The 24,519-nt window shown below is 55.7% G+C and carries 23 protein-coding genes; 3 read left to right on the forward strand and 20 right to left on the reverse strand.

Annotated features, from left to right (window positions below; all coding sequences use genetic code 11):
- The coding region (locus tag BM063_RS15640) for an IS3 family transposase (RefSeq protein WP_143085391.1) at positions 1-188 on the forward strand (188 nt) is incomplete at its 5' end.
- 59 nt (positions 189-247) lie between these two features.
- Here BM063_RS15640 and BM063_RS15645 read toward each other — a convergent pair.
- The 3 genes from BM063_RS15645 to BM063_RS15655 are packed head-to-tail and all read right to left on the reverse strand — an operon-like array spanning position 248 to position 4,859.
- Positions 248-685, reverse strand: a complete 438-nt coding sequence (locus BM063_RS15645; protein WP_092041200.1) for an NUDIX hydrolase — start codon at positions 683-685, stop codon at positions 248-250.
- Between the two features lie 53 nt (positions 686-738).
- A complete protein-coding gene (locus BM063_RS15650; RefSeq protein WP_092041203.1) occupies positions 739-3,729 on the reverse strand; it encodes an AAA family ATPase in 2,991 nt (996 codons plus the stop codon).
- Positions 3,726-4,859 carry a metallophosphoesterase family protein gene (locus BM063_RS15655; protein WP_177199218.1) on the reverse strand — a complete coding sequence of 378 codons (1,134 nt, stop codon included), beginning with the start codon at positions 4,857-4,859 and terminating at the stop codon, positions 3,726-3,728. Before BM063_RS15655 ends, BM063_RS15650 begins: the two co-directional genes overlap by 4 nt.
- A 185-nt stretch (positions 4,860-5,044) precedes the next feature.
- On the opposite strand from BM063_RS15655, the gene BM063_RS15660 reads away from it, so the two are divergent.
- Complete coding sequence (locus tag BM063_RS15660) at positions 5,045-5,509, forward strand: hypothetical protein (RefSeq protein WP_092041208.1); 465 nt, start codon at positions 5,045-5,047, stop codon at positions 5,507-5,509.
- A gap of 104 nt (positions 5,510-5,613) precedes the next feature.
- On the opposite strand, the gene fabF is transcribed toward BM063_RS15660, so the two are convergent.
- Positions 5,614-6,855, reverse strand: coding sequence for a beta-ketoacyl-ACP synthase II (fabF, locus tag BM063_RS15665; protein WP_092041211.1), 1,242 nt, complete (start codon positions 6,853-6,855; stop codon positions 5,614-5,616).
- A gap of 122 nt (positions 6,856-6,977) precedes the next feature.
- On the reverse strand, positions 6,978-7,451 hold the full coding sequence (greA, locus tag BM063_RS15670; RefSeq protein ID WP_177199219.1) for a transcription elongation factor GreA: 474 nt from the start codon (positions 7,449-7,451) through the stop codon (positions 6,978-6,980).
- A gap of 725 nt (positions 7,452-8,176) precedes the next feature.
- On the opposite strand from greA, the gene BM063_RS15675 reads away from it, so the two are divergent.
- Positions 8,177-9,025, forward strand: coding sequence for a CPBP family intramembrane glutamic endopeptidase (locus tag BM063_RS15675; RefSeq protein WP_092041215.1), 849 nt, complete (start codon positions 8,177-8,179; stop codon positions 9,023-9,025).
- Here the strand turns inward: BM063_RS15675 and BM063_RS15680 are convergent.
- The 15 genes from BM063_RS15680 to BM063_RS15750 form a co-directional block, all read right to left on the reverse strand.
- Positions 8,988-9,977, reverse strand: a complete 990-nt coding sequence (locus BM063_RS15680; protein WP_092041218.1) for a 2-hydroxyacid dehydrogenase — start codon at positions 9,975-9,977, stop codon at positions 8,988-8,990. The genes BM063_RS15675 and BM063_RS15680 overlap by 38 nt on opposite strands.
- 353 nt (positions 9,978-10,330) lie before the next feature.
- A complete protein-coding gene (locus tag BM063_RS15685; protein ID WP_092041221.1) occupies positions 10,331-10,561 on the reverse strand; it encodes a hypothetical protein in 231 nt (76 codons plus the stop codon).
- A gap of 237 nt (positions 10,562-10,798) precedes the next feature.
- Complete coding sequence (locus BM063_RS15690) at positions 10,799-11,521, reverse strand: alpha/beta hydrolase family protein (protein WP_281246710.1); 723 nt, start codon at positions 11,519-11,521, stop codon at positions 10,799-10,801.
- Positions 11,522-11,574: 53 nt separating this feature from the next.
- Positions 11,575-13,107 (reverse strand): DUF4127 family protein, encoded by a 1,533-nt coding sequence (locus BM063_RS15695; RefSeq protein WP_177199221.1) that lies wholly within the window; start codon positions 13,105-13,107, stop codon positions 11,575-11,577.
- Positions 13,108-13,194: 87 nt separating this feature from the next.
- Positions 13,195-14,859 carry an alpha amylase family protein gene (locus BM063_RS15700; RefSeq protein WP_092041230.1) on the reverse strand — a complete coding sequence of 555 codons (1,665 nt, stop codon included), beginning with the start codon at positions 14,857-14,859 and terminating at the stop codon, positions 13,195-13,197.
- Positions 14,860-14,922: 63 nt separating this feature from the next.
- Positions 14,923-16,302 carry an FAD-dependent oxidoreductase gene (locus BM063_RS15705; protein ID WP_092041233.1) on the reverse strand — a complete coding sequence of 460 codons (1,380 nt, stop codon included), beginning with the start codon at positions 16,300-16,302 and terminating at the stop codon, positions 14,923-14,925.
- Between the two features lie 4 nt (positions 16,303-16,306).
- Positions 16,307-17,212 carry a carbohydrate ABC transporter permease gene (locus tag BM063_RS15710; RefSeq protein WP_245752311.1) on the reverse strand — a complete coding sequence of 302 codons (906 nt, stop codon included), beginning with the start codon at positions 17,210-17,212 and terminating at the stop codon, positions 16,307-16,309.
- 12 nt (positions 17,213-17,224) lie between these two features.
- Positions 17,225-18,094, reverse strand: coding sequence for a carbohydrate ABC transporter permease (locus BM063_RS15715; RefSeq protein ID WP_092041236.1), 870 nt, complete (start codon positions 18,092-18,094; stop codon positions 17,225-17,227).
- Between the two features lie 77 nt (positions 18,095-18,171).
- A complete protein-coding gene (locus tag BM063_RS15720; RefSeq protein ID WP_092041238.1) occupies positions 18,172-19,449 on the reverse strand; it encodes an ABC transporter substrate-binding protein in 1,278 nt (425 codons plus the stop codon).
- Positions 19,446-20,369, reverse strand: coding sequence for an ROK family protein (locus BM063_RS15725; protein ID WP_092041241.1), 924 nt, complete (start codon positions 20,367-20,369; stop codon positions 19,446-19,448). The genes BM063_RS15720 and BM063_RS15725 overlap by 4 nt, the downstream gene beginning before the upstream one ends.
- A 15-nt stretch (positions 20,370-20,384) precedes the next feature.
- A complete protein-coding gene (locus BM063_RS15730) occupies positions 20,385-21,245 on the reverse strand; it encodes a MurR/RpiR family transcriptional regulator (RefSeq protein WP_092041244.1) in 861 nt (286 codons plus the stop codon).
- Complete coding sequence (locus BM063_RS15735) at positions 21,220-21,939, reverse strand: N-acetylmannosamine-6-phosphate 2-epimerase (protein ID WP_092041247.1); 720 nt, start codon at positions 21,937-21,939, stop codon at positions 21,220-21,222. The genes BM063_RS15730 and BM063_RS15735 overlap by 26 nt, the downstream gene beginning before the upstream one ends.
- 384 nt (positions 21,940-22,323) lie before the next feature.
- Positions 22,324-22,860 (reverse strand): DUF4309 domain-containing protein, encoded by a 537-nt coding sequence (locus BM063_RS15740; protein ID WP_143085405.1) that lies wholly within the window; start codon positions 22,858-22,860, stop codon positions 22,324-22,326.
- Positions 22,861-23,293: 433 nt separating this feature from the next.
- Positions 23,294-24,076, reverse strand: coding sequence for an N-acetylmuramoyl-L-alanine amidase (locus BM063_RS15745; protein ID WP_092041253.1), 783 nt, complete (start codon positions 24,074-24,076; stop codon positions 23,294-23,296).
- A 220-nt stretch (positions 24,077-24,296) separates the two neighbouring features.
- Positions 24,297-24,519 (reverse strand): transposase (locus tag BM063_RS15750; protein WP_177199222.1); only part of this gene is annotated, 223 nt, incomplete at its 5' end.

A 24,519-nucleotide genomic window follows, 5' to 3' on the forward strand; every position in this document is an offset into this window, starting at 1 on the left:
ACAATGCCCCAATCGAGAGCTTCTTCTCCCACTTAAAGACAGAAGCTCTCCAACACCATCATATCCAAGATACTGAGCAGGCTCAAATCCTAATTCAAAGGTATATTCGTTTTTACAACGAGGAGCGGCTTCAACTGAAATTAAACAAGCTGACGCCTGTAGAATACAGGCGTCAGCACGCCGCATAAGCCGGGTGTTTTTACGTGTCTACATTTTTGGGGCTTGACCACTTCGGCAGGGGGCTTTTTCAGTTCCTCGTTTCCGGGGTCATAAAGGAGCGGACGGCGGGCGCCTCCCGGCCGCTCAAGGCATCCTGAAGACGAATCCGCATCCGCTCCCGGGAGACGAGCCGCATCGCCTCCTCCGGCGAAAACCAGCCGGCCTCAAGGGTTTCATCCCCGGCGGTCGGCTTTCCGCCGACGGCCCGGCAGAGGAAGACCAGACTGACCACATATCTTCCCTTCGCTCCGACGTTTTTATATACCCCGGACAGCCGGATCACATCCGCCTCGACGCCGCTTTCCTCTTTCACCTCGCGGACCACCGCGCCCTCCAGGCTGTCATCCAGTTCCACCACTCCGCCCGGAGGTTCCCAGTTCCCGTTGTCCCGGCGGCGGATGAGGAGCACTTTTCCATCCCGGTTGAGCACAATCCCCGTCGCTGCCACATGATGCTTGGGAAGCACGGCACTTCACCCGCCTTTTTCACAGCTTCCGTCTTCCTGTTCCAACCATTGCTTTATCTCGTGCCGGAAGCGGCCGCCTGAGGGGAGGTTTCCAGATGAATCCGGCGGAAGGCAATCCCCTCTTCCTCCAGCAGAAGGCGCTCCCGGTTCTGGCAGGTGCACAGGAAGATCTGGTGTTCCCCGGAAAGCTTTCCGAGGATGCGGAGCGCCTCCCGCAGGCGATCTTCGTCAAAGTGAACCAGACTGTCATCCAAAATGACGGGCAGGGGCGTCTTCCCCGCCTCGGAAAAGAGCCGGATCAAAGCCAGACGCAGGGCGAAATACATCTGGTCGATCGTTCCCTGGCTGAGCTGTTCGATCTCCTTGCGCTCACCGGTTTCGGGAACAAAGACGCTGAGGCGGATTCCGTCGGTCGGATCGATCAACAGGTTTTCATACCGCCCCCGGGTCACCTCCCGAATCCAATGGGAGGCATGGGGGGCCAGCCGGGGAGCGATATCCTCCTGCACCTGGCGCAGCGCCGCGGTCAACTCCTCCTTGGCGATCTCCAGAGCCCTCCGCTCCTCCTCCAGCTCGGCCACCCGCTCCTCCGCTTCCTTCAGCAGGGTTTCCATATCGGACAGGGGCGGGATCCGGTCGAGACGGGAGTGAATCTGCGTCGAAAGGCGAAGCACTTCGTCAGACTGCTTCCGGCATCGCTCCTCCAAGGTCCGGAATTCGGCCTCCGCCTGCATCACCTGTTTCCGGAGTTCCTCCTCGTCCGGCCCTTCGCTCTCCTCTTGGCGCAGGCGCTCCTCCAGTTCGGCAAGCTCCCGCTCGAGTTCCTCCAGCCGCTTATCCCATGCTTCCGCTTCCCGGAGCTGCTTGAGCCGGGCCACCTTTTCCCCGATCTCCTTCAGCCGCTCATCCATTTCCCGGACGCGTTCACTCCGCAGGAACCATTCCTCCCATTCGGAAAGCTGGTCGGTCCCCAACCGGTCAAACCAGGGCTGAAGCCGGCGGACCGCTTCCGCCCGCACCTCTTCCCACCGGGAGGAATCGGCGCGAAGGGTCTCCAAATCCGCCCAGAGGCGGCGGACTCGCTCCTTCACCTCCCGCGCTTCCCGGAGAACCTGAGACAAGGAAGCATGCCACTCCTCCGGATCAAAGGGTCCCAACCGATTAAGAAGGGATTCGCTCCAGGTTCCCGCCTCCCGGCGCAATTCCGCCAACCGGTTCCGGTTTTTCTCGCGGGCGGACCGGGCCCATTCCACTTCCCGCTTTCTCTCCTGGATCCGGTCCCGCTTCCGGTAAAGATCCAGGGACGAGCCGGCATCCCAGCGGCGAAGGATCGCTTCCTGCTTCCGGAGCACGTCATCCAATGCGCGTTCCAGTTGTTCCAGGTGATTGCGCGCATCCTGCAACATCCGCTGCGTGTCCCACTTTTCCGTTCCGGCGCCGTCCGACTTCGCCTCCTCTTGCAGTTTGTTCCAATCTTCCTCCAACTTCCGCCGCCGAAGCTCCCAACTTTCCAAGGCCTCCCGGTCCATCGCCCGCTGCCTCATCCAGCGATAGGCGGCAAAGGCGGAGAAGAGAAGGGTAGCCACCGATCCCCAGGGCCAGAGAACGATCAGGACCACCGTCAGCGCCAGGCCGGAGATCCACATCCATTTCCAGGGCGCGTCGGTGGGAACCGGCGGGGTGAGGGCATCCAGCGCTTCGCGCAGCATCTTCTCCCGCTCCCGCCGCTGTTCCTGAAGTTCCACCTGTCTGGCGAGGAAGGACACTTCCTCTTCACAGCGGCGCTTTTCCCGCCGGTAAACATCCTCCCGCTCCTGCAGGTCGGACATGGCCATGCAATCCTCTTCCAACCTTCGGAGATCGGTTTCGTCCTCCCCCACTTCCGCTTCGCCCTCCGCCGCCTGAACGATCTCCTCCTCCCGCTTCAGCACCTCCTCCAGGAGGTAGAGATGCCGCTGCAGCCCTTCTTCATCCAGCTCGAGGAGCCACCCCTTCTCCTCTTCCAGGAAGGCCAATTCCTCCTTCACCTTCCGGTAACGCTCGGCGTTTTCGGAAAGCCGGCGGCGGGCATCATTCCGCTCCTCCGCCAGCTTTCGCAGCTCTTCCCACTCCTCCCGGGTGAGGAGATGGGGCGGCTCCTCCTCCGCCCTTTTCCTTTGAAGGACCGCCTCTTCCCGCTCCAGTTCCGCCAGCGAATTCAGTTTCTCCCGCAGCGAATCCGCCTGCACCGACGCGGCCTTTCGCCGCTGGTCCAACGCCGTCCGCCGCTTGGCCGCATCCAGGCGTTCCCGGAGTCGACTGAGCCGCTTTTCCGCCTTCTCCCGTTCGGCTTTCAGCGCCCTGAGCCGCTCGCGCATCTCTCCCAGGCGCAGTTTGTCCCGGTCCAGCTCCTGAAGCATCGAGCGGATCTCCATCACATCCCGCTCCAGGGAGTTCCTGCGGCTTACAGCCATGCCGTAGGGTTTGGTGCGGGCCTGGGGCGTCTTTCCGATCCGCTGGATTTCCGACTCCAAAAAGTTGATGACCGGTGTGATCTCGGTTTCTTCTCCCTGGGCGATCAGCCGGCGAATCCTTTCCACCACCTGCTGTTCCCCCGCCAGGGACTCGGAGGTGAGAAATACGATGCGCCGAAACATTTCCCTCGAAAGTCCCAAAAGAGACTCCATAAACCGACGATCCTTCCGGGCGTCGAAGGGAAACTCCCCGGTGATGTCCCGGCCCGTTTTGAGATCGACCAGCTGCTCCCGATCCTCCGGCCAATTCAGGGAACGGACGAGGCGGTACGTCCGGTCGCCGATCTGAAAATCGATTTCTCCGCCGTATTCATTTCCCTGCCAGGGTTGGAAGCGTTCATGCCAGGAAGCCCGCTGGCGCTTGTTCACCCCTTCCCTTTTCGCGCCGTACAGCAAGGCCGTCATTCCCTGAAGCAGGGTGGATTTCCCCGATTCGTTCGGCGCTTCGATCAGGTTGATCCCCTCGGAAAACCGGAAGGATTGACCCACCCACCGGCCGAAACCGCGAAAAAAGACCCGCGTGATCTTCATCCTCGGACCACCTCTCTGCTCAACAGGGCGTCCAGTCCTTTGTACAAGGCCCGTTTCAGCAACCTCTGTTCCTCGGGTTCCGCTGAACGGATGCGCTCTTCCATTCTGCGGACAAATACCCCGACCACCCCGGTTTCCCGTCGCAATTGCTCCAAATCGTAGTCGGGAACGGTCTCATCCACGCATTCCGCATAATGAAATCCCGCCCGACTCAGCTGCTCCGACGCCCAATCGGCGGGGATCGCCCAATCCCGCGGACGATGCCCCGTAAAATGAATCCTACGGTACGCTTCCCGCTCTTCCCCGGAAACTTTCTCCATCACCCGACGGATGGCTTCCTCCGGCGTCTCACAGCCCGTGACGTCCACCCGATCGATTTCACAGCGGCGGGTTTGCACCGCCACGGTCTCCACCGTCAACCCGTCCTCGCCGAATGTTCCCACCGTCACGGTCCGTTCCCCCGTCTCCTTCCAGCGCACCGCTTCCGGGGATCCGGGATACCGGACGAGGGTCCGGCGTTCATTGGACAGCCGGACCGTGGAGGACTGATGAATATGTCCCAAGGCGACATAATCCATCTCCAGCTTCGCCAACGCCTCCCGCTGAAGGGGAAAATACGGGGAGGACTCTTCCCCGTCCGTCAAAGTGCCGTGGACCACCAGGATGCGCCTTCCCCCCTCCTCCCGGATCTCCGGCAGGGAAGGGCTGGATTCTTCGTAGTCAGCGAACCCTTTTCCGTACAGGTGAAGGTTGTATTCGGAAAAATAATGGTGCTCCCATTCGGGGGAGAAAATGTGCACGTGATCCGGCCAACGCTCGGTCCGATACCAGGAGTCGGGCCGGCAGGGATCGTGATTTCCCGGCGCGATCAGCACGTTCGTCCCGGACAATTCCTCCAGTTTCTCCATCACGAATCGCACCGTCGATCTTCCGGCATATCGGTGTTCCAACAAATCGCCGGCAATAAACAAAAAATCCGCCTGACGACGTTTTGCCAGCTCAACGATCCGCTCGAAGGTCCGGCGGAACTCCTCCCGGCGGGCCCGAAGCCGGTCTTTTCCCCCCCGCCATCCCTCCATGGGCTTGTCCAAGTGAAGATCGGCGGTATGTACAAAGGTAAAGGACTTCACCACGCCACCTCCCCGCCCCGGGTCAAAATGTCTTAATCCCATGATACACCGCCGGCGCCTCCTTCTCCATAGAAAAAACGGTATAAAACCGGAGATTTCCCGGACGTGCGGCAGGTATGTTTCTTTGTGTCCGACTGCAAACTATAAAAGAAAAGAATGAAACCTTTCCGAAGGAGGGATTGTCTTTGTCCGGCTCCTGTCCTTCCCGCTTTCGCCATCGGATTTTTGTCTGTTCCCTGATCCTCCTTGCGGCCCTTCTCGGCTTCTGGGGAAACGCGGCAGCGGAAGTTCCTCCGAAGGTATCCAAAGTGGAGGTGTATCGCGTCCGTTCCGGCCATGTCCGGCCGGTGCCGGTCACCCGCCTCATCCACACGGAGGTGGAACGGGTGCTGGAAGGAATCCAACAGATGGCGGGCACCTCTGTTCCGCAAATGCCGGCCGAATATTTCCTGTTTCGCTTCCCCGCTCCCGTCGTCCTTCCCGATTCCCCCGTCGGCTATCCGATTCGGGAAATGGCCATAACTAAGCCCCGGTCCGCCTGGGATCCACCCAGGCTGCTGATCCGCAACGTACAGAAGCATTGGGTGGAATACCGGACCGACCGCCCGCTGACGGTGCTGCTTGATCAATTGAAGGAACAGGGGCTGTAAGACGGACCGGAGGGGCTGAGCCGCCCGGCTTCGACCGTGCGACGAACGGCTCAGCCCCTCCGACCCTTCAAGGAAAGGGAGCGGTCCCGTCGCCTTTGTTTCGGTCATTCCTCCCATCGTTTGACGATCAGGCACACATTGTGGCCGCCGAAACCAAAGGAATTGCTCATCGCCACCCGTACCTCCCTTTTCCGCGCCCGGTGGGGGACGTAATCCAAGTCGGGTTCCGGGTCGGGATGGTCGCAGTTGATGGTCGGGGGAATGATTCCGCTTTGAATCGCCAGCACGGAAGCGATCAATTCCACCGCCCCGGCGGCTCCCAGCAGGTGGCCGGTCATCGATTTGATGGAACTGATCGGAATATGGCGGGCGCGCTCCCCGAACACCTTCTTGATCGCCGCCGCTTCGATCGCATCATTGAACCGGGTGCCGGTCCCGTGGGCATTGATGTAATCCACCCGGTCGGGCGTCATCCCCGCGTCGGCCAGAGCCAGGCGCATCGCCCGGACCGCCCCTGAGCCTTCGGGATCGGGGGCGGTGATGTGATAGGCATCGGTGCTGGCGCCATAGCCGGCCAACTCCGCCCAAATCGTCGCCCCCCGCCTCCGGGCGTGTTCCGCTTCCTCCAGAATGACCACACCGGCCCCTTCTCCCGCCACAAAACCGTCCCGATCCCGGTCGAAGGGGCGGCATGCCCTCACGGGATCGTCGTTTCGTCGGGACAAGGCGCGAATTTTGGAAAAGGCGGCAAGGCCGAGGGGCGTGATCGGCGCCTCCGCTCCACCGGCGATCACGACATCGGCCGTGCCGTACTGGATGGCCCGCATCCCTTCCCCGATGCAGCTGGCGCCGGTGGCGCAGGCGGTAACCACCGCCGCCGAGATCCCGCGGGCGCCGGTGGCCACCGCAATCTCTCCGGAGGCCATGTTCGCCAGCATGGCCGGAGCCAGATAGGGACTGAGGCGATCCGGTCCCTGGGTCAGCACGCGGCTGTATTCCCGCTGGATCATGTCCAGCCCCCCGCTGCCCGTCCCCACCATCACCCCGACCCGTTCGGCGGCCCTTCCCTCAATCTTCAGACCGGCCCGCTCCAGGGCCTGTCGGGCGGCCGCCAAGCCGTACTGGGCAAACCGGTCCATGCGGCGCGCCTCTTTTCGATCCATGTAATCCAGGGGATCGAACCCGTCGATCTCCGCGGCGATGGTGGTGGGAAATCCGGACGGATCAAAGCGGGTGATCGGCCCCACACCGCTTTTTCCGGATGTCAACCCGGACCAGAACGTTTCCGGATCCAGGCCGATCGGCGTGAGGACGCCGAAACCGGTGATCACAACCCTCCTACGCATCGGCATCCCGCCCTCTTCCAGAACATGGTTCCCCCACTATTATGGAGAGGGCGGTGCCGGTTTATTCCACAGCGCCGCGCCAAATGAAAGCGCACCCCGTCGGGGTGCCTGCCAGGTCATCGTTATTCGATTTTCAAAATCTTGAACTGGATCATTCCATCCGGTGCGGGAACGTTGACGACATCCCCCACCCGCTTTCCGATCAGCGCGGATCCGATCGGCGATTCGTTGGAGATCTTCTGGGACAAGGGATCCGATTCGGCGCTTCCGACGATCGTATATGTCTCCACCTCGCCGTCGGGCAATTCCTGGATGGTCACCTTGGCACCGACGGAAACGAAGTTTTTATCCCCGTTCTGATCGATGATCTTCGCATTCCGGATCATGTTCTCCAGCGTAATGATCCGGGATTCGATAAAGGCCTGTTCTTCCTTGGCCGCATCATACTCGGAGTTTTCGCTGAGATCCCCCTGAGAAATGGCTTCCTTCAGACGTTGAGCCACCTGATGCCGCTTGTGGGTTTTCAGGTATTCAAGCTCCTCCATCACTTTTTCAAGGCCTTCTTCGGTCAAGAGTACCTCTTTTTTCTGGATCATACCGATTCCTCCCTAGTCGGCCAAATTGTTTGTTTATGCAAGATGGCCTGGTAACTGAACTCCCGTCCGGCGCAAATTTTTCCATGTATATCGATAACCGGAGGGATTAAACCCCCTTTGCTGTCGGCGGCGCAATGGCCGGCGCCGAAAAGACGCCCGATGGGAACGATTTCGGCGCACGGCGGAAACATGGTTTCCCGGCTTGTCGGAAAGGTCTCCGCGAATATAAGTACCCTCCTCCTCCGGAAAGCAATCCTGAAACAGCCGCGGGGGCATCCGGGCCGGGACGGACGTGTCGGGATCTCCGGCGACTGTCCCGGCAGCCGGGTTTCCCGGGGGATCTCCCGCTGCCGACCCTGTGAGTTTCCGGCCACACGTCATAATAATATTCCCGCTTCCCGGAATTTGAATCATCCACCGCGGTCTTCGGCCCGGGATCGGTCACCGGGCCTGCGACCGGATGCCGGATCGCCTCCCTCGGGGAGGAGTGGTGGACAAGCCGTATACACCATGTTCATTACCCCTGAAAGCGGTTTCATATAACCACTTGTCTAAAATTTTTTTCTGAGTTCGCCGACCGCATCCTGAACCGGTCGCACTTCAAAGTATCTTAGCACATCTGAATGCATCTTCCAAGATCTTATGTCGCCGCTTGTTGCTCCCGTTTTTGAATTCGCCTATACTGGAAATCGTCATTCTTCCGTGAAGATTAAGGAGGTCTCCCCATGGAATGGCTGAAATTGTTCGGCAAACTGTTCCTCACCCTTGGACTGGCCATCGCGGGAACGATTCTGCTTTCCCTGCCCCTCATCCCCTTGTTCCCCGCGGAACAGATCCAGTGGTGGTCCATCTTCCCCCAGGAAGCGGCCTTCATCGGCGCCTCCTTCCTGGCCTGGATCGTTTTTGAGAAGCGCCCCGTGAGGGAAATGGGATTGGCCCCGGTCTCTTTCCTCCGCTTCGCCGTCGGAGCGGGAATCGGCATCCTGATGATCGGCACGCTGTTCCTCCTCCTTTGGCCGAGTCCATGGTTGGAAGTGGCCGGCGTCCGCTGGAACAAAGCGGTTCTCTTCTCCGTTCTGTCAGCCGTCTCCGGTTTTTTGGCGGTCGCCGCAGGGGAAGAAATTTTCACCCGCGGATATGTACAAACCCTGCTCGTGGAGCGCCTGGGCGTATGGGGCGGCATCATCGCCACTTCCCTGCTCTTTTCCCTTCTCCACCTGCTCAATCCCCACACATCCCTGCTTCCGATGTTCAATCTGTTTCTCGCCGGCGTCCTCCTGGGTGTCATCAGGGAAGCGACCGGAAGCCTGTGGATGCCTGTCGGCCTTCATTTCACCTGGAATCTGACCCAGGAGCTGTTATCCCTACCGGTTTCCGGCGCGCGACTGACACCCCATTCTCCGGTGATCGCCGCGGAAAACGGTCCCGACTGGCTGACTGGAGGTCCCTTCGGTCTGGAAGGCGGCATCGCCGTCACCCTCATGCTCCTCCTGGCCATCCTGTGGTTTGTGCGGCGGGATCCTGAAAAGTTCAAGTTCAAAGGGATTCTTTCCGCCGCCAAACCTCTTCGTTAACCAGATGGGGAGGCCGTTTTCCCTGCAGGGGAGCCAGCAGATTGTCCACCGCCAATTCCGCCATTTTGAGGCGGGTGCTCCAGGTGGAACTTCCCAGGTGCGGAGACAACACCACGTTGTCCAGTTCGGCAAGCCCTTCCGCCAACTCCGGTTCGCGTTCGTACACGTCCAGGCCCGCTCCGGCGATCTGTCCTTCCCTTAGCGCCCGGACCAAGGCCCGTTCATCGACCAAGGGACCGCGCGCCGTGTTGATCAGATAGGCGGTCGATTTCATCATGGCCAGTTCCGCGGCACCGATCAGATGGTGCGTCTCTTCGCTGTAGGGAACGTGCAGGGAGACGAAATCGGCCTGCCGAAGCAGATCCGGCAGCGGACGGTAGGAGACCCCAAGCGCCCGCTCCTCGTCCTCGGGCAGGCGGGTGCGGGAATAATAAATCACTTGCATGTCAAAGCCCCGCGCCCGGCGGGCGACCGCCTTGCCGATCCGTCCCATCCCGATGATCCCCAGGGTGGCGCCGTGGACATCCTGTCCCAGCATCCACATCGGAGACCATCCGGGCCACCGGCCGGCTCGGGTCACCCGGTCTCCTTCGCTCACTCTCCGCGCCACATCCATGATCAAAGCCCAGGTCAGATCCGCCGTCGATTCGGTGAGCACTCCCGGCGTGTTGGTCACGGGAATCCCGCGGCGGGTGGCTTCCTTCACATCGATGTTGTTGAATCCCACCGCGTAGTTGCTGATCACCTTCAACTTTGGAGCGGCATCCATCAATTCCGCGTCGATCCGGTCCGTCAGCATCGAGAGAATCCCGTCCTTGTCCCGGATCCGGTTCAACAGTTCCTGCCGGGTCAAAGGACGGTCCTCCCCGTTCAGATCCACGTCGCAGTGCCGCTCCAACCGCTCCAGCGCCTGCTGCGGCAATTTCCTCGTCACCAACACCTTCGGTCGCATCGTCTACCCTCCCGTCAACACTATGCAATATATGCGGGAGATATCCGAGAAATCAGGCATTTTTCAAAAACGGTGCACCCCTCTCGTCCCTCCCGTTCCAATGTATATCACAACGGGCTTCGTGTCCATTCCATGGTCAAGCTTGTAAGAATCTTGTGATAAATATTCCCCACTTGTCGTAAAATAAAACTTCTTTCGTGTTATTTGAGTGTTTTAGTCGAATCGCCCCGAAAAATTCCGATGAAATCCGGCGCCGTCCCCGCCTCCGGCCGCGTGAAAGCCCCGCCGGATTGATCCCGCCCGCAAAATGGGCCATCTTCCCCGTGGCGCCGCGGAACGACCCACATATGATATCAGTGTACGGTGCGGTTGACCCGTCCAAATCCCACATGAGGAGTGAAAAGCGCATGTTCCGATTTCTTTCCGGCCACCACCATCCACCCATGATGCACCCTTGGCCCCACCACCATCCCTGTGCCATGGATCCCCGCTTCCACGAAGCTTATCATCACGTCAAAAGAGCCTACAAAATCATGAAACATATGAAGAGAAGCTGTCACAAACCTCCCCACCGCCATCGCCATCCCCACCGCCCCCCTTACTGCGGGTGGGAAAGCAACAGAATATGGTCCTCCAGCTCCCCCCACATCTCCAGCAGCCGTTACAGCACTTCCGCCGACGACTGAATCCATCGGTCAAAGGACGCCGTTCGGTTATGAACCATCCATCCTTTATCATCACGCTGCCTTTGTCCCCTCCTAAAAAGCAAACGCACCTTTCACCCGGTGCGTTTGCTTTTTTTTTTTTTGGGGCGTTTCCGATCAGGCTCCTTGTTCCGACCCGAGAACGCTTTTGAAAAAGGCGATGCTTTCGGAAAACAGCTCTTCCCTCCAGGAGATTCGGGAAAACACGTGATTCGCTCCCCGGATGGAATGCAGGCGGGCCGACGCGCCGTACACCTGCAAATACCGCCGGCTCCATTTGAGCGGAACCGACTCATCCCGATCCCCGTGCAGGATCAAAACCGGACCCTTGTAGGAGGAAATTCCCTCATAAAGATCCCATTCCTTCAGTTCTTCATAAAAGGGCCGCCCCAGAGCGATCCCCTCCAGATCCACCCCGCCGTCGGGAAGCGGAATGCCCGTCCGGAAGCACTCCTCCGCGATTTCCCGCATATTGCCCGCCGGCGCCCACAGGCACATCCCCCGGACACACTCGGGCATCGAAGCTGCGACGTGCGTCGCCACGACCCCGCCCATGCTGAACCCGCACAAAAACACCTTCTCGGGATCAACGCCCTCCATCCGGCGGACAAATCGCAGGATCTCTTTTCCCTCTTCGATCTCCCTGCCCAGGGTCATTTCTTTGAATTCCCCGTCGCTCTCCCCGGAGCCGGAGAAATCAAAGCGGACGCAACCCCATCCGTTGGCTGCCACCCTGCGAGCAAACCGGACAAATAAGAATTTGTCATCCACACGATTGCCTGTGAATCCATGAAAAAGGATCACCATCGGATACGGGAAAGAATCGGGGCGATGCACCATGCCCCGTAATGTCAAATCCCCGACCTGAAGCTCAACCGGGTATTCGATTTTGCTCACCCCTTTTCATTCACTTTCTCCGTCTCTATCTCCACATCCAAGCACACTTCGAAGAGACGCCTCCAAGGGAGTTGGATACTCGATACTTTCAATCGGCGGAGACGGCCTTCCCTCTTGGCGAAATGCCGTGAAAACAATTCCTGCATCAACGGCCGCATCCTCCGATTAACCTCCCTCTGACAATCTTCCGGAGTCGCCCGCTGTTTCTCCTCCCAAGCTTTCACCTCGGGACGCACCACGGTTTGATACAAGTAATCATCCGACAGTCGCAAAAAGAGCAGAGTCTCGTGCCTCAGCCGGTGAAACCCCGGGGCAAGAACGGCTCCGGCATGGGCCACTACGTTTCCCAAGGTATTGCCTGCAGTATTCCACGCGGCAAATCCCGCTAGAGAGGGAATATCAACGGCCTCTTCCAACCATGAAATCAAAACGGGATCGGCGCCATTGGCATAGGCAACATCCGCCACTGCCACCCGCTTTCCTTTCTCCAGATATTGTATGATTTGTTTCACAAAGGCAGGAAGATCCCGGTCTCGGGTGTCCACTTGATCCATGTAAAGTCCCAGTGCCCTATCCCCCTGTTTTTTCCCGGGTGTGTTAATCGCCAAAATCACTTCGGCATCCTCCGGATGATGAACAGGGATCCCCCCGGAGGCTACTATTTGTTCTTGAACCGTCTCCCCGAGGGGACGGTCTTCGTACATGGTCCGGATCAGGGAGCCACGCTCTCCGGAATAAAATGAAAAGAACTTCGGACACCTCCCTTCAAATCGGTGGATCATCCGCATGGTCAACGTACAGGCAACTTCGTCCGCCCCCGGGTAAACCAACACGCGCCTCTCCATGCCTGAAGTCCTGATCCATTCCCGGATCTGTCCTTGTTCACGGACATTCAGCCCATATTCACTGGTATCGTCTTGTGAAAACACCAAAAAGTCTATCCACCCTTGTTTCGCCATTTCAAAAAGGTAACGGTTCATCCGGAAATGTCGTAAACGGGTTTCCAAATAATCATGTAAAATCCTCTCCGGAATTTGCCTCCTCACTGCTTCCGCCCTCATCCGGTCGGATAAATCTCCCGTGATCTCATAACGGTGGGAGTAGAAGGAATATGCCCAGATCTTTTGACCGTAATCGGCCCAATACTCCTTTTCTTCCTCATTGATATTGGAATTGGAGATGCGCATGACTGAACTGAACGCGTACACCGGTTTCTCCGGATCTTGCATCTTGATCTCTTTCAACCTGGTCAGACGGCGCCAAACGGTCTCCTCCGACAAGGTGGAAACCCGGGATGGAACCAACCCTCCATAACCCATCATGTCGCAGGAGATGACCCACCCATCCACTTGGTGAGCTGTCTCCCGCATCCAATCCAACAATCGTTCAACGTCCCCCGAAGTCTTCAAAAAACCCAACCACTCCCTCGGGGGCAGTGCCGTTTCCCATCCGGCAACCGCCGCCACTTGGGCAGGCAAATCGCGGGTGACCGGGCGGGCATCCGCAGGAAGCAGACCAATCCTCCCCATCCGGCAGCCTCCTTCGTCTTCAAACGCATCCGAATTGCCAACGATACCCTTGTCCTGTAAGATCAGGTTCATCCGTTTCGTCAATCATCAATCCCCACTGATCAATTTCCGAAGTCCGGGATTTTCATGGGGAGGGCGTGCAGGCTTTGCAAATGCTTTTTCTACAATCGGCCACCAGTTGTATTCTTCCAGGTAGATTAGATCAAACAGCATGATCCCGTGGGTTTTACTCAAGGCCATCTCCAAAGCTCGTTTGAATTGATCCGGTCGATCCTTGTACTGTAGCAGGTACAGACTTCCATAGACGAAGGTTGCTTCGTTGACAACATCCATGGCGATATCGGCAGACCCTTCGACACTGTACCAATCCGGATTCCCTTTTTCCTCCGCTTCCTCCCGGGTGACTTCGGAGAAATAATTGCCTGTCATCAGAAAGTCGAGCATTTCGGCGTAACCCGTCTTATGATAATCCGGGGATGCCCAGTCGTAATCCGGCTGGTACGTTTTGCTTGCCCAGTTCACCCCTTCACTGTAATATAGCGGATACCATGCGCCCACATAAGTGCTGAAGAACAAAGACGGATCTTTTTCATGGACGAGTCGTTCCGCTTTTCTGAAGAAGTCACGGATGTTTCCGGCTCTCCATTCAATCCACTTTTGATAGAGTGGACCGGGAACAATTTTCTCCTCTCCTCCGGCAAATGTTACGGAAAAAATATCTTCCGGCCAATTTTTCACCTTTTCTCCGATATATTCTTCAAATTTCTTTCTGGATAGATTGCTAAAGTCCGCATACACATTGGCATAGCGGGCGCGGTCCAGCACAATGCCGTCGACGTCATAGTTATCGAGAATTTCCCGGATGATGTCGAGTTCATACTCCTGAACATCCGCGCGAATAGGGTTCACGAAAACGGAAGAAGACGGATATTCTGAAGCGGGAACCAGTTTGGTTTCCACAACATCCATGTCTACGGTATCTCCCGCCTTCAAATGGGCCAAAATCCATTCTCTCGCTTCCCCGTGCCCCGACAACACCACTCCGTTTTCGGGAATCTCCAAGGGAGGTTCGCCATGGACTCGATCCACCACTTGCGTGACGACCCCGTTTACCACCTGCGCCTCGGCTCCCCACTGGTTCGCCGGAGAAACCTTGTATTTTTCCGGTGTATAGAGGACGAGCTGGTTGGCTCCCCGCTCGGTGTTCACCCCCGCCAGATCGTATGTGCTTCCGTCAGGAGCCTTTACTTTCCGCACCGCCCTTTGAAACACGCTTTGCCATTCGGGATGCTTGAAGGCAGGGCCATCCTTGTAATCATTGTTGCCCTCAGAAAACACATTGATCGCTGCATGAACTTTGATGCCTCGTTTATGCGCTTCCTTCAGCACGTTAGACAACAAATCGTAATCCTTCGGATAGCCTTGATATTTATCAATTCGGGAGGTGCTGATATGTGGAGCGATATGACTCGGATAGGCTACATAACCCGTGTAGTTCTTCACATCCAGGATGAGCGTGTCGAAATGAGCTTTGGCCGCTTTTTCTACCATATCGCGCACCTCTTCCTGCGTATCCAATGCGAAGAGATTGGCGGCCAGATCAACCCATAGAATTCGCGCTTTCATCGCATCGTTTTTGACCAAATTTTGCAGCACCCGATGGCGGGCTTGGTCGTTTCCGGATGCCACGGCAGGCATCGCGGTCACTAGAATCAAAAGAAAGGCAAACGACAAAGCGAACCATTTTTTCATTTCACATCCCCCCGTGGAAAAAGAATGGACCCCTTCTCTTCATAACATTCAAAAAAGAGCCGCTCACTTTTTCCTTCGCCTGCGAATTGTTTCCGTCCGGGCCTTTACATCCGGTCGGATCACATGTCCGTAACCCTTTAGTTTTTCTTGCAGTTTTTTCACATCCAGCTCCCGAAGGTTGCATTGTTCCTTCAAAGCCATTCCCAGGGCACAACCTGCGGCCTCCCCCATCGCCGCGCAAGTAGCTTGGATGCGGACGGAAGCGTGAGCATCATGGGTGGCTGACAGACATCGCCCCGCCACCAGAACGTTATCCAATCCCTTGGGAATCAGTGAACGAAAAGGAACGTCATAATACTCCCCTTCAGGAATGCGAGTCAGCTCCCCACCGGGCCCTTTGGGATTGTGAATGTCTATGGGGTAGGCCCCGTGGGTGATGCAATCGTCAAATTTTCGTGCCCCCAGAATGTCTTCCCGGGTCATTACGTACTCCCCCACGATTCTGCGCGTCTCCCGGATCCCAATCTGGGGAGCGGTAGCGGAAATATAGGAATCCTCAAATCCATCGACCTCCGACTTCAACATCCGCCACACCGCTTGAGCTTGGGCATGGCTCTCCACCTCCGCATCGGTCAGGTCCTCTCCCTTCAATCCGCTCTTCATGATTACCCGGGTTGTGTTGACCAGCACTTCATCCCGACGGTTGGTGGTAACGAAAAACACGTAATCCTGGGGCAATGGAAACTTTCCCGCTTCCTTGTAGCGTGCGACCAAATCTTTGAACCCGGCGATGGAAATCAGTTCATCCTCTTCAATAAACATGAAATGTTCAGAACGGGCACGGCAATATGCAAGCACCCGGTCAATGTCCACATTCGCAATCTTGAACATTAACGTCATCGCCTGGGTTAGACCGTCTTCCTCCCGCCCCACCACATATTCTCCACCGACCAGAGCAATCAAATCAGCATCCCCGGTCCCATCCAAAAAATACTTTCCCCGGTAGGCCGCCAATCCGGATTTATTAAACAGGATCACCTCCTTCACTCGCTTCCCTTCCCGCGTGGCGTCCACCAGTTGAGTGTGTAAGAGCAGTCCCACTCCATAATCACGCAATGTACAGTATAGGACATGCTTTAGGATCTCCACATCGAATCCCCTGCTTCCGCCTACGGACCCCCCCTCTTTCACCACGCGGTCTCGGATCTCCTGGAAAATCCCCTGGACCAGAGGGGTTTCTTCCACATGGAAAGGCATAAAAGGACCAACCAACCCCGCCGTCGCCATTCCTCCCAAAAATCCGTACCGCTCCACCAACAAGGTCCGGGCCCCCTCCCGCGCAGCAGCACACGCTCCCGCCACTCCGGCCCAACCACCACCTATTACCACAACATCATACATTCCCTTGACGGGAATATAGCGCGCATATGGAATGGTTTCCATATCGTCACCCCTTTAGAGCACCCTGGATGGAGCCGCGTATAAAATATCTCTGCAGCATTAGGAACAGAACGATCACTGGAACGATGGAAATGATGGAGCCTGCCGCAATCAGTCGCCAGTTGGAGGAAAAAGCATTGGACAGAAACGCGACTCCCAAAGGCAAGGTGTACATTTCCGGGTCGTTCAGAATGATCAACGGCCACAAAAAATCACTCCACGAGAAGACGAAGGTGAATATGGCCAATGTGGTGACCGATGGTTTTACAAGCGGAAGGAGTATACGCCACCAAATATCGAATGTGTTACAACCATCCATACGGGCCGCTTCTTCCAATTCCTTCGGAACGGTCAGAAAAGCCTGCCTCATCAGGAAGATTCCAAAGGCTGTGACCGCATGAGGAAGCACCAACCCTAAGTAAGTGTTGGTAAGGTTCAGCTTCAGAGCGAGAAGGTACACCGGGATCATGGTCAATTGAAAGGGAATCATCATCGTACTCAAAATGGCGAAAAAGATCACATTCCGCCCCCTAAATTTCATCCTGGCCAACGGATACGCAGCCAAGGAACAGAAGATCACATTGCCCAACACCGTCAATACCGCCACCAAAGTACTGTTGAACAAATACCGCCCGAAGGGGTGGCTGTTCCACACCTTGATAAAGTTGTCCCATGTGGGCTGCTCCGGAAGGAACTTAGGAGGAAATTCAAAGATGTTCTCGGATCCGGACTTGAAGGCTGTTGCCAACAACCACAAAAAAGGCCCGATCATCAGCACTGCAAGGCCGGTCAACATCACATACCAGAGGATGGCACTCGTCGCCCGGCGTACCACCCCTCTCCAGCGAGTGCCGGACCGGCGGTTCATTTGGGCGGTTTGTCGTTCTTCCGCCCTCACACCGGATGTCTGCACTGCTTTCCCCCCTTAGACATGCATTTCCCTTCGTTCAGCGATCTTGATTTGAAGAATGGAAAGCACCAAGACAATAACAAACAGGACGCAACCGATCGCGCTGGCATATCCCATATCCAAACTGTCAAAGGCCCGCTCATAAATGTAGAAAACCAGGGTCTTTGAGGCGTTCAACGGACCTCCGCCGGTCATGATATAGATCTCTTCAAACACTTTCATCGCGGCAATGGAGGACATTACTGCGACAAGCAGAATGGAAGGCTTCATCATGGGAATCGTCACGTACCAATGCTTTCTCCAGCCGTCAGCACCGTCCATCTTAGCCGCCTCGTACAGTTCCTTCGAAATGCTCTGCAAACCTGCCAGATAAATGACCATGTAATATCCAAGCCCTTTCCAGACGGTCACAGCCATAACGGAGAATATCGCCAAATTTTCACTGGTCAGCCACTCGACAGGAGAGTCGATCACTCCCAGCGCCTGTAACCAAAAATTCAGCACCCCTTTTTCCGCAAACACCCATTTCCAAGCCAACCCGGCAACGACCATCGATGTGACCACCGGAACATAATAGGCGGTTCGGAACCAACCAATTCCCTTCAGTTTCCGGTTCACGACGATGGCCAAAATCAGCGGCAGCACCACTAACGCCGGCACAACTACAAAAAGATACAGAAAGGTGTTTCTCAAAGTGAGCCAAAAAGTGCCATCTTTCCATAACTTTTCGTAATTCTCCGTCCCCACATATTGGGGCGGATTGATGATGTTGTAGTCGGTAAAACTCAGACGAAAAGCTTCCAGAGCCGGATAAAACACAAACGCCGACAACAGGATCATCGCAGGGAGCAAAAACATATACGGGGTTAAGGGATGATGTTTCATTCATTTCTCATCTCCATGCCGGCAATCCTCAAGGTTTCCACACTAACAAAACCTGGATAGTGAAGAACGCGGACCACTTAAGGCTTTGCCAATATCTCGTTCCACTTCTTCTCCGCATCCGCCAATGCTTTATCAACCGATTTTTTGCCCAGTAATGCCGATTGCATCGCTTCGTTCATTGCCTTCTTCAGATCGTCGTAACCCTTTAAGGGCGGTACCAACACCTCTGACTTGGGCAATTGAGATGCGCTGATGATTCGGGCTTCGTCGATCGGTTCCGCGTTATCGGGCAATTTAGTAAAATACGGATCTTCCGCAGCCTTTTTCACGGAAGGCAGGATCGCCGTCAATTTGCAAAATTTCAGTTGGTTTTCCGCATTGGTTATGAACAGGGCGAAATCTACCGCTTCCTTCTGATGTTTGCTCTGCTTCGGCACTACCAGATTCATGACCGCGACGTTCATTTTTCCGGAATCACCGGTTATTTGAGGACCGGAAGCCGTCACCTCCGCAATCTTCGGTGCGTTTTCCTTGACGATTTTCAAAAACTGTGGACCAGATGGAAGAATGGCAATCTCCCCTGCCTGGTACATATCAATGGCTTTGCCATGCCCTTCGGTGATGCTGTTTTTGGGAATCAGGCCTCTCTTGTAGAGATCCACCCAATACTGAAAGGCTTTTTTTCCAGCCGGTGTGTTAAATGCGGCTTTTTTCCCGTCGTCAGTAGTGAGATCCACCCCCATCTGCACCAAATACTCCATAAAATGAGATTCATCCATTGCCGGCATGAACGCATATTTTCCGGTCTTTTCCTTGATTTTCTCCGCCACTTCGGCCAGTTCCTCAAAATTTGTCGGCGGTTTATCCGGATCCAAACCCGCTTCCTTGAACATCTCCCGGTTATACATTGTCACTTGGGTAGATAAATACCAAGGAATTCCAAAGGTTTTCCCATCGAAGGAATTGGCCTTCCATACCCCTTCGAAGTATTTGGCCCTTTCTTCGGAAGGAACAGCCTCATCCATGTTGACAAGGGCATCCAGTTCCGCCAGCTTGGCGGCAAACTGGGGATTTAGATTGGCAACATCCGGCGCTTTGTTGGCTGTCACCGCAGACAACATTTTTTGCTCCATGCTTTCCCAGGGAACATCGACCCATTTTACCTTGACGTTGGGATGCTGCTTTTCGTAATCGGCAATCACACCCTTGATGTACTCATCAAATGTGGGGGAAAGCTGCATTGTCCAAAATTCGATCGTCACCTGATCGCCTTCGGTTGCCCCGGAAGAACACGCAGTCGAGAAAAACAGCACCAATAAAGACAGACAGCTGAAGACCCATTTGCGAACTCTCATGTCCATTTCCCTCCCAAATCATGGTTTTGGATGCACTCCCAAGCGCATTTCGCACTCCCGACCACCCCGGCCCGATTGCCCAGTTCCGCCCAAATCAACCGTATTGGAACCGGACTTTTCCCACATTGCTGATCCAACCGTCTCTTCACTTCCGGATGACGGAGGGACTCCGACACACCTCCGCCCAACACAATTGCTTCCGGGTCATAAGCATGCTGAATGTTATGCAAAGCAACTTTCAGATCCTCCAGATAACCCTCTATAACTTCCTGCACTCTCGGGTCCCCACGGCAAAAATCATCAAACACTTCCTTCCCATGACGATACTCCCGTCCCGTTTCTCTGCGGGCTCGTCGGATGAGGGCCGGACCGGAAAGGTACTGCTCCAGACACCCTCTGAGACCGCAATTACACACTTCTCCTCCGGGGACCAGTACCACGTGGCCCCATTCAGCGGCGCTCCAGCAAGCCCCGCGCACCAGTTCCCCCCGGTGAACGAAAGCACCGCCCACCCCGGTTCCAATGGTCAGCATCACAAAAGTTGTTAGATTTTCTGCCGCCCCCTTCCATCTTTCTCCCTGTGCCGCCATGTGGACATCGTTGTCCACCGTCACGGGAAGCCCGGTCCGCTCTTCCACAATGTTCTTCAAGCGAAGTCCCTGCCACCCAGGCAAATTGGACGTGGCAAATTCCACCTTGCCTTCAAGCACGTTGATCCGTCCGGCACTGCCGATCCCAATCCCGTAGATCGGACGGCCCCGCCTCAACTGATTGATCAGGCGGAACAAGTTCTCCAAAATCCGCTCCCGTCCTTGCAGGGCTTCAGTGGGAATCGATTGCTCGCACACCATTTCCCCCCGGCGGTCCACCACCGCTCCCTTGATCTCCGTCCCGCCAATGTCCAACCCGATCACATACACTGCACGTTTCCCACCTCAATAAATTTTGTCCACCACCGCTTTCGCCGTCTTTTCCTTGTAGTAAAGCGCCCGTTCTTTCGAACGGATCGCAATGCCGGTGAACAAAAGATCGATCACGTGAAGCTGGGCAATTTTTGCAGCAAGGGATCCTCCCTGCAGAGGGCTTTCCCTTCCGCCGGTCAACAGCACCACATCGGCAATCTGAGAAACCGGGGATCGGGCAAAATGCGTGATGGCCACGGTACGGGCGCCGCTTTCCCGCGCAATTCTCAAGACGTCAACGGTATCCTTGGTGCTTCCTGACACAGTGATCCCCACCGCCACATCCTCTGAGGTAAGGGTGGCAGCAGCCATGGCTTGGAGGTGGGAATCAGTAAATGCCTCCGCAGGAAAACCGATCCGGAGGAACCGGTTCAACGCGTCCTGTGCTGTGATCCCGGAGGTCCCCACTCCATAGAAGTGAACTTTACGGGCCTGGAGCATCATGTCGATCGCCTTCGCCAACTGATCACGATCGATCAACGCCATGGTGTCCTGCAATGCCTTCTGGTTGGCCATGGTAATCTTCTGCACCATCACCTGGAGTTCGTCGTTTTCGTCAATATCTTCGTGTAGGCTGGCGACGGAATTCACTTGATCCGCAGCCACTGCCAGCTTGAATTCGTGGTATCCCTTGAAACCCAGCTTCCGGCAAAAGCGGAGCACGGTCGTTTCCCCCACCCCGGCTTCTTCCGCCAGATCGGTGATGGAATGGTAGATTACTTGGTCGAACTGTTCCATCACCCGGGATGCCACTTTTTTCTCCGCCTTGGTGAAGGCATTCCAGTTGCTGGATATTTTTAATTCAATGTCACTTGTCTTTCCGGTGACACTCATCAACACACTCTCCTTTCAATGCCTCCACAAAACGACGGGTCAACACATGAGGACGTGTAATCGCGGTTCCCACCACCACGGCGTGGGCACCCAACTCAATCGCTCTTCTCGCTTCTTGCGGAGTGGCAATTCGACCCTCGGCGATGACCGGAATGGACAATCGTTCGGACAAATTGCGAATCAGCTCAAAATCGGGACCGGCTGCACGGCGGCTATACGGTGTGTATCCTGACAAGGTTGTGGACACCAAGTCAAATCCAGCTTCTTCAGCGGCCACTCCCTCCTCCACAGTGGATACATCCGCCATGGCCAAACACTCGCTGTTTTCTCGGATCCGGCGAAGAAGTTCCCTGAGTGTCACCCCCTTCGGACGATGCCGGAGCGTAGCATCCATGGCGATAACATCCGCTCCTGCTTCCAAACATTCCTGAACCTCCTTCTCCGTTGGAGTGATGTAGACTTCGCTGTCAGGATAGACCCGCTTCACAATCCCGATGACCGGCAACCCTGTAACTTGCCGAATCGCCTGGACATCCTCCCTGCCATTGGCCCGGATCGCCGACGCACCACCGATCTTTGCCGCCCGGGCCATGGCCGTCATGATTGCAGTTCCGTGAAGAGGTTCATCCTCCAATGCCTGACAAGAGACGATCAGTTTCCCGCGAAGCCTACTCAACAACGTCTCCTTGTCCATCCACACACCTCAATCTTTAACAAATTGATAATATTGTCTACATTCATTTCTATTCAACATAAAACGGGAAATTCCTCCTTATACAAAATTAAAAACGGTAAATTCCTTCTTTTTATAGAATATTCTAAAATGTATAAGCCGCCGATTTTGATCCCCTTCCATCCCTTTCGGATGATTCAAGAAGAGGACTTCTCAAAGATCCATCCAAAAACAAAAAGGCGGCCGACGGCCGCCCGGGACAGCGACAAACCTCTAAGCCCGGGAGTCGGGAAGCGATGTTCCGCCTCGACACCGTGCAGCGGCCAAGTCGCTCGGTGGAAAATCGCTCCCTCCTGATGCTCTGTCAACGATCTGAGGCGGCCGCCCCTTTTCGCAGGAGGAAGGTCACTTCTGCTTCAGTTCCAGCCCGGGCCTTTCCAAAATGTACATTTCGAGAGAGGGGTTGGGATTGGAAAATGCGCTCTGAAACACAAAGGTCACCGTAAAGTTTTCTTTATCGGAATAGGTGACGTAATAGTTTCCTTCCTGTTCCTTTTCGCTGTCGGGGTTGCCGATCAAGCCCTTCACATCGGACAGATGAATGGTCTTGAGCTGCGGACCGAAATCTTCGATGGCGACAATCGTTTTTCTCCCCGTTGAACCATCATAGATGAACCGCACATTGCGGCTCCAATAGTTGGCCGCAACGGTGCTTATGTCTTCCGGCGGCCCCCACTTTTTGATCACCTTTTTCAGCGAATCGCCGGCGGCAAAGGGCACGCTGTTGATCGATTGCTGGGATTCAAAGGCCAGGCCCATGATCTGACGAACCAGAATATCCGGCGCGGGATCAGAGGTCGGAGGTTCCGAAGCAAACGCGGGCGCGGCCAGTGCAAGGAGTGTGAGCATCGAAATGGCCAATCCTTGGATCCATCGCTTCATCCGATTCAACCTGAAACACCCTTTCTTTCATTTGATGAATTCGACTTCTTGAACTCCTTCGCATAACGGACGTCCTTCAGAGTCAAAAGGTGGCACGCGAAACGCGAAAATGAGCGAAGCGGCAGAAGGGTTTTTGGAATATTCTCCCCTTCAATCCGCCGAATAGCCGAAAAAATTTCCATCGCTTGCGGCGGGGACGGCACCCCCGGAGGCTCTTCATCCTCCATCCCGAAGAAAAACCATTCGTCATGAAGGGCGCAAAAAAGTTTTTATCACGGATCCGCCCCGAAGCTGCCGCCCGCCCGAAGGAAGGAAAAGTCCCGCGCCGCTCCGTTTCGATTCGATGGAAAAACGGATGAAAAAAACGAAGGCCGTCGTACTCCCTGGGGAGTCGACGGCCGCCGATCCCTCCCCTGCTTTAAGCAGGGGACTTTCAACCCGCCAAAATATAGGCATCACTGATTCCCGCATCTTTCACTTGCTTCAGGCGGGCTTCCGCCTCCGCCTCGGAGTAGAAGGCACCGGCCTGAACCCGGTACCAGGTTTCCCCCGAGATCGTCACCTCCACGATCACGGAAGAAATCCCCTTGCTGGACAGATAGTTTTTGCGATTCTCGGCGTTCTGGCGATCCTTGAAGGAGCCCGCAATCACTTTGTACAGCACTTTTTTGGAAAGGGAAAGGGCCTTGGCGATTCCTTCCCCGATGGCATGGGAAAGATCGGTGATGAAAGCCGAGTTGTTCAAAAGCTTCAGATCATTGGAGTGATCGATGAACAAGTTCTCCAGGAGGATTGCCGACATGGCGGTTTCCCGCAGGACGTGGAAGTTCGCCCGCTTTTTCCCCCGGTCCCTCACTCCGTATTTGCTGCCGATGGCGTTCATCACCGTGCTGTGGATGGTGTTTTGCGCGTTGATGGTTTTTTGGGAGACGGTTCCGTTATAGATGTAACTTTCCCAGCCCGTTCCGCCGCCGGCATTGATGTGAATGGAACAGAAATAGTCGGCGTTGTTGGAATTGGCCAAATTGGTCCGGCTCGCCAAGCTCACCGTCGTATCCGTGGTCCTCGTCATCAGCACATTGGTCTGATAGTTGGCCAGCAAGTAGTCCCTGACCTTCAGCCCGATGCTGAGCGTGTAATTTTTCTCCTGGTAACTGCCGTTGACGGCGCCGGGATCGCTCCCCCCGTGCCCCGGATCGATGACAACAAGAGGCATGGTCTCACCACTCCCTTTCTGTTTTCTAACAATCTATTCCGGAAAAGATTGATAGGTGAGAGGCAACGGCACATTCTCAGATCCAAATCCCCGCAAGCCTTCAAACCCATGAAAAAAAGCACCCCGAAGGGTGCTGAGATTGATGACAAACCCCCTGGCTCTTTTCGCAAGAAAAGCGCCAGGGGTTGCATGTTTATGGGGAATAAACAGATAAAGGAAATTAGATTTGGTAAATTAGGCGGATCACAAAGCCTTTTCCTCTCTTCGAGAGGAGCAAGGCCATTTTTTTGATGTTTTGAGCCACGGCAATAAGGAGGCATTGCTCTCTGACTTTGGCAAGCCCCCTGTAGCGTGCATAACGAAGCCCATGAAGTTCTTTGGCGTCAGCGAAGCTGCGCTCAATGGTCTGACTCCGTCGTTTATACAGTTGTTTGCCCCTTTCA

The sequence above is a fragment of the Planifilum fulgidum genome (genome assembly GCF_900113175.1).
Classification (GTDB): Bacteria; Bacillota; Bacilli; order Thermoactinomycetales; family DSM-44946; genus Planifilum; species Planifilum fulgidum.

Excerpts from the sequence above, each read along its gene's own strand:
- BM063_RS15650 (WP_092041203.1), bottom strand. The coding sequence starts at position 3,729 with ATGAAGATCACGCGGGTCTTTTTTCGCGGTTTCGGCCGGTGGGTGGGT.
- BM063_RS15685 (WP_092041221.1), bottom strand. The coding sequence starts at position 10,561 with ATGGCGATGGCGGTGGGGAGGTTTGTGACAGCTTCTCTTCATATGTTT.
- BM063_RS15735 (WP_092041247.1), bottom strand. The coding sequence starts at position 21,939 with ATGGACAAGGAGACGTTGTTGAGTAGGCTTCGCGGGAAACTGATCGTC.
- BM063_RS15695 (WP_177199221.1), bottom strand. The coding sequence starts at position 13,107 with ATGGGGAGGATTGGTCTGCTTCCTGCGGATGCCCGCCCGGTCACCCGC.
- BM063_RS15745 (WP_092041253.1), bottom strand. The coding sequence starts at position 24,076 with ATGCCTCTTGTTGTCATCGATCCGGGGCACGGGGGGAGCGATCCCGGC.
- BM063_RS15730 (WP_092041244.1), bottom strand. The coding sequence starts at position 21,245 with ATGAGTGTCACCGGAAAGACAAGTGACATTGAATTAAAAATATCCAGC.
- BM063_RS15720 (WP_092041238.1), bottom strand. The coding sequence starts at position 19,449 with ATGAGAGTTCGCAAATGGGTCTTCAGCTGTCTGTCTTTATTGGTGCTG.
- BM063_RS15675 (WP_092041215.1), top strand. The coding sequence starts at position 8,177 with ATGGAATGGCTGAAATTGTTCGGCAAACTGTTCCTCACCCTTGGACTG.
- BM063_RS15690 (WP_281246710.1), bottom strand. The coding sequence starts at position 11,521 with ATGGTGCATCGCCCCGATTCTTTCCCGTATCCGATGGTGATCCTTTTT.
- BM063_RS15700 (WP_092041230.1), bottom strand. The coding sequence starts at position 14,859 with ATGAAAAAATGGTTCGCTTTGTCGTTTGCCTTTCTTTTGATTCTAGTG.
- BM063_RS15705 (WP_092041233.1), bottom strand. The coding sequence starts at position 16,302 with ATGGAAACCATTCCATATGCGCGCTATATTCCCGTCAAGGGAATGTAT.
- BM063_RS15715 (WP_092041236.1), bottom strand. The coding sequence starts at position 18,094 with ATGAAACATCATCCCTTAACCCCGTATATGTTTTTGCTCCCTGCGATG.
- BM063_RS15740 (WP_143085405.1), bottom strand. The coding sequence starts at position 22,860 with ATGAAGCGATGGATCCAAGGATTGGCCATTTCGATGCTCACACTCCTT.
- fabF (WP_092041211.1), bottom strand. The coding sequence starts at position 6,855 with ATGCGTAGGAGGGTTGTGATCACCGGTTTCGGCGTCCTCACGCCGATC.
- BM063_RS15680 (WP_092041218.1), bottom strand. The coding sequence starts at position 9,977 with ATGCGACCGAAGGTGTTGGTGACGAGGAAATTGCCGCAGCAGGCGCTG.
- greA (WP_177199219.1), bottom strand. The coding sequence starts at position 7,451 with ATGATCCAGAAAAAAGAGGTACTCTTGACCGAAGAAGGCCTTGAAAAA.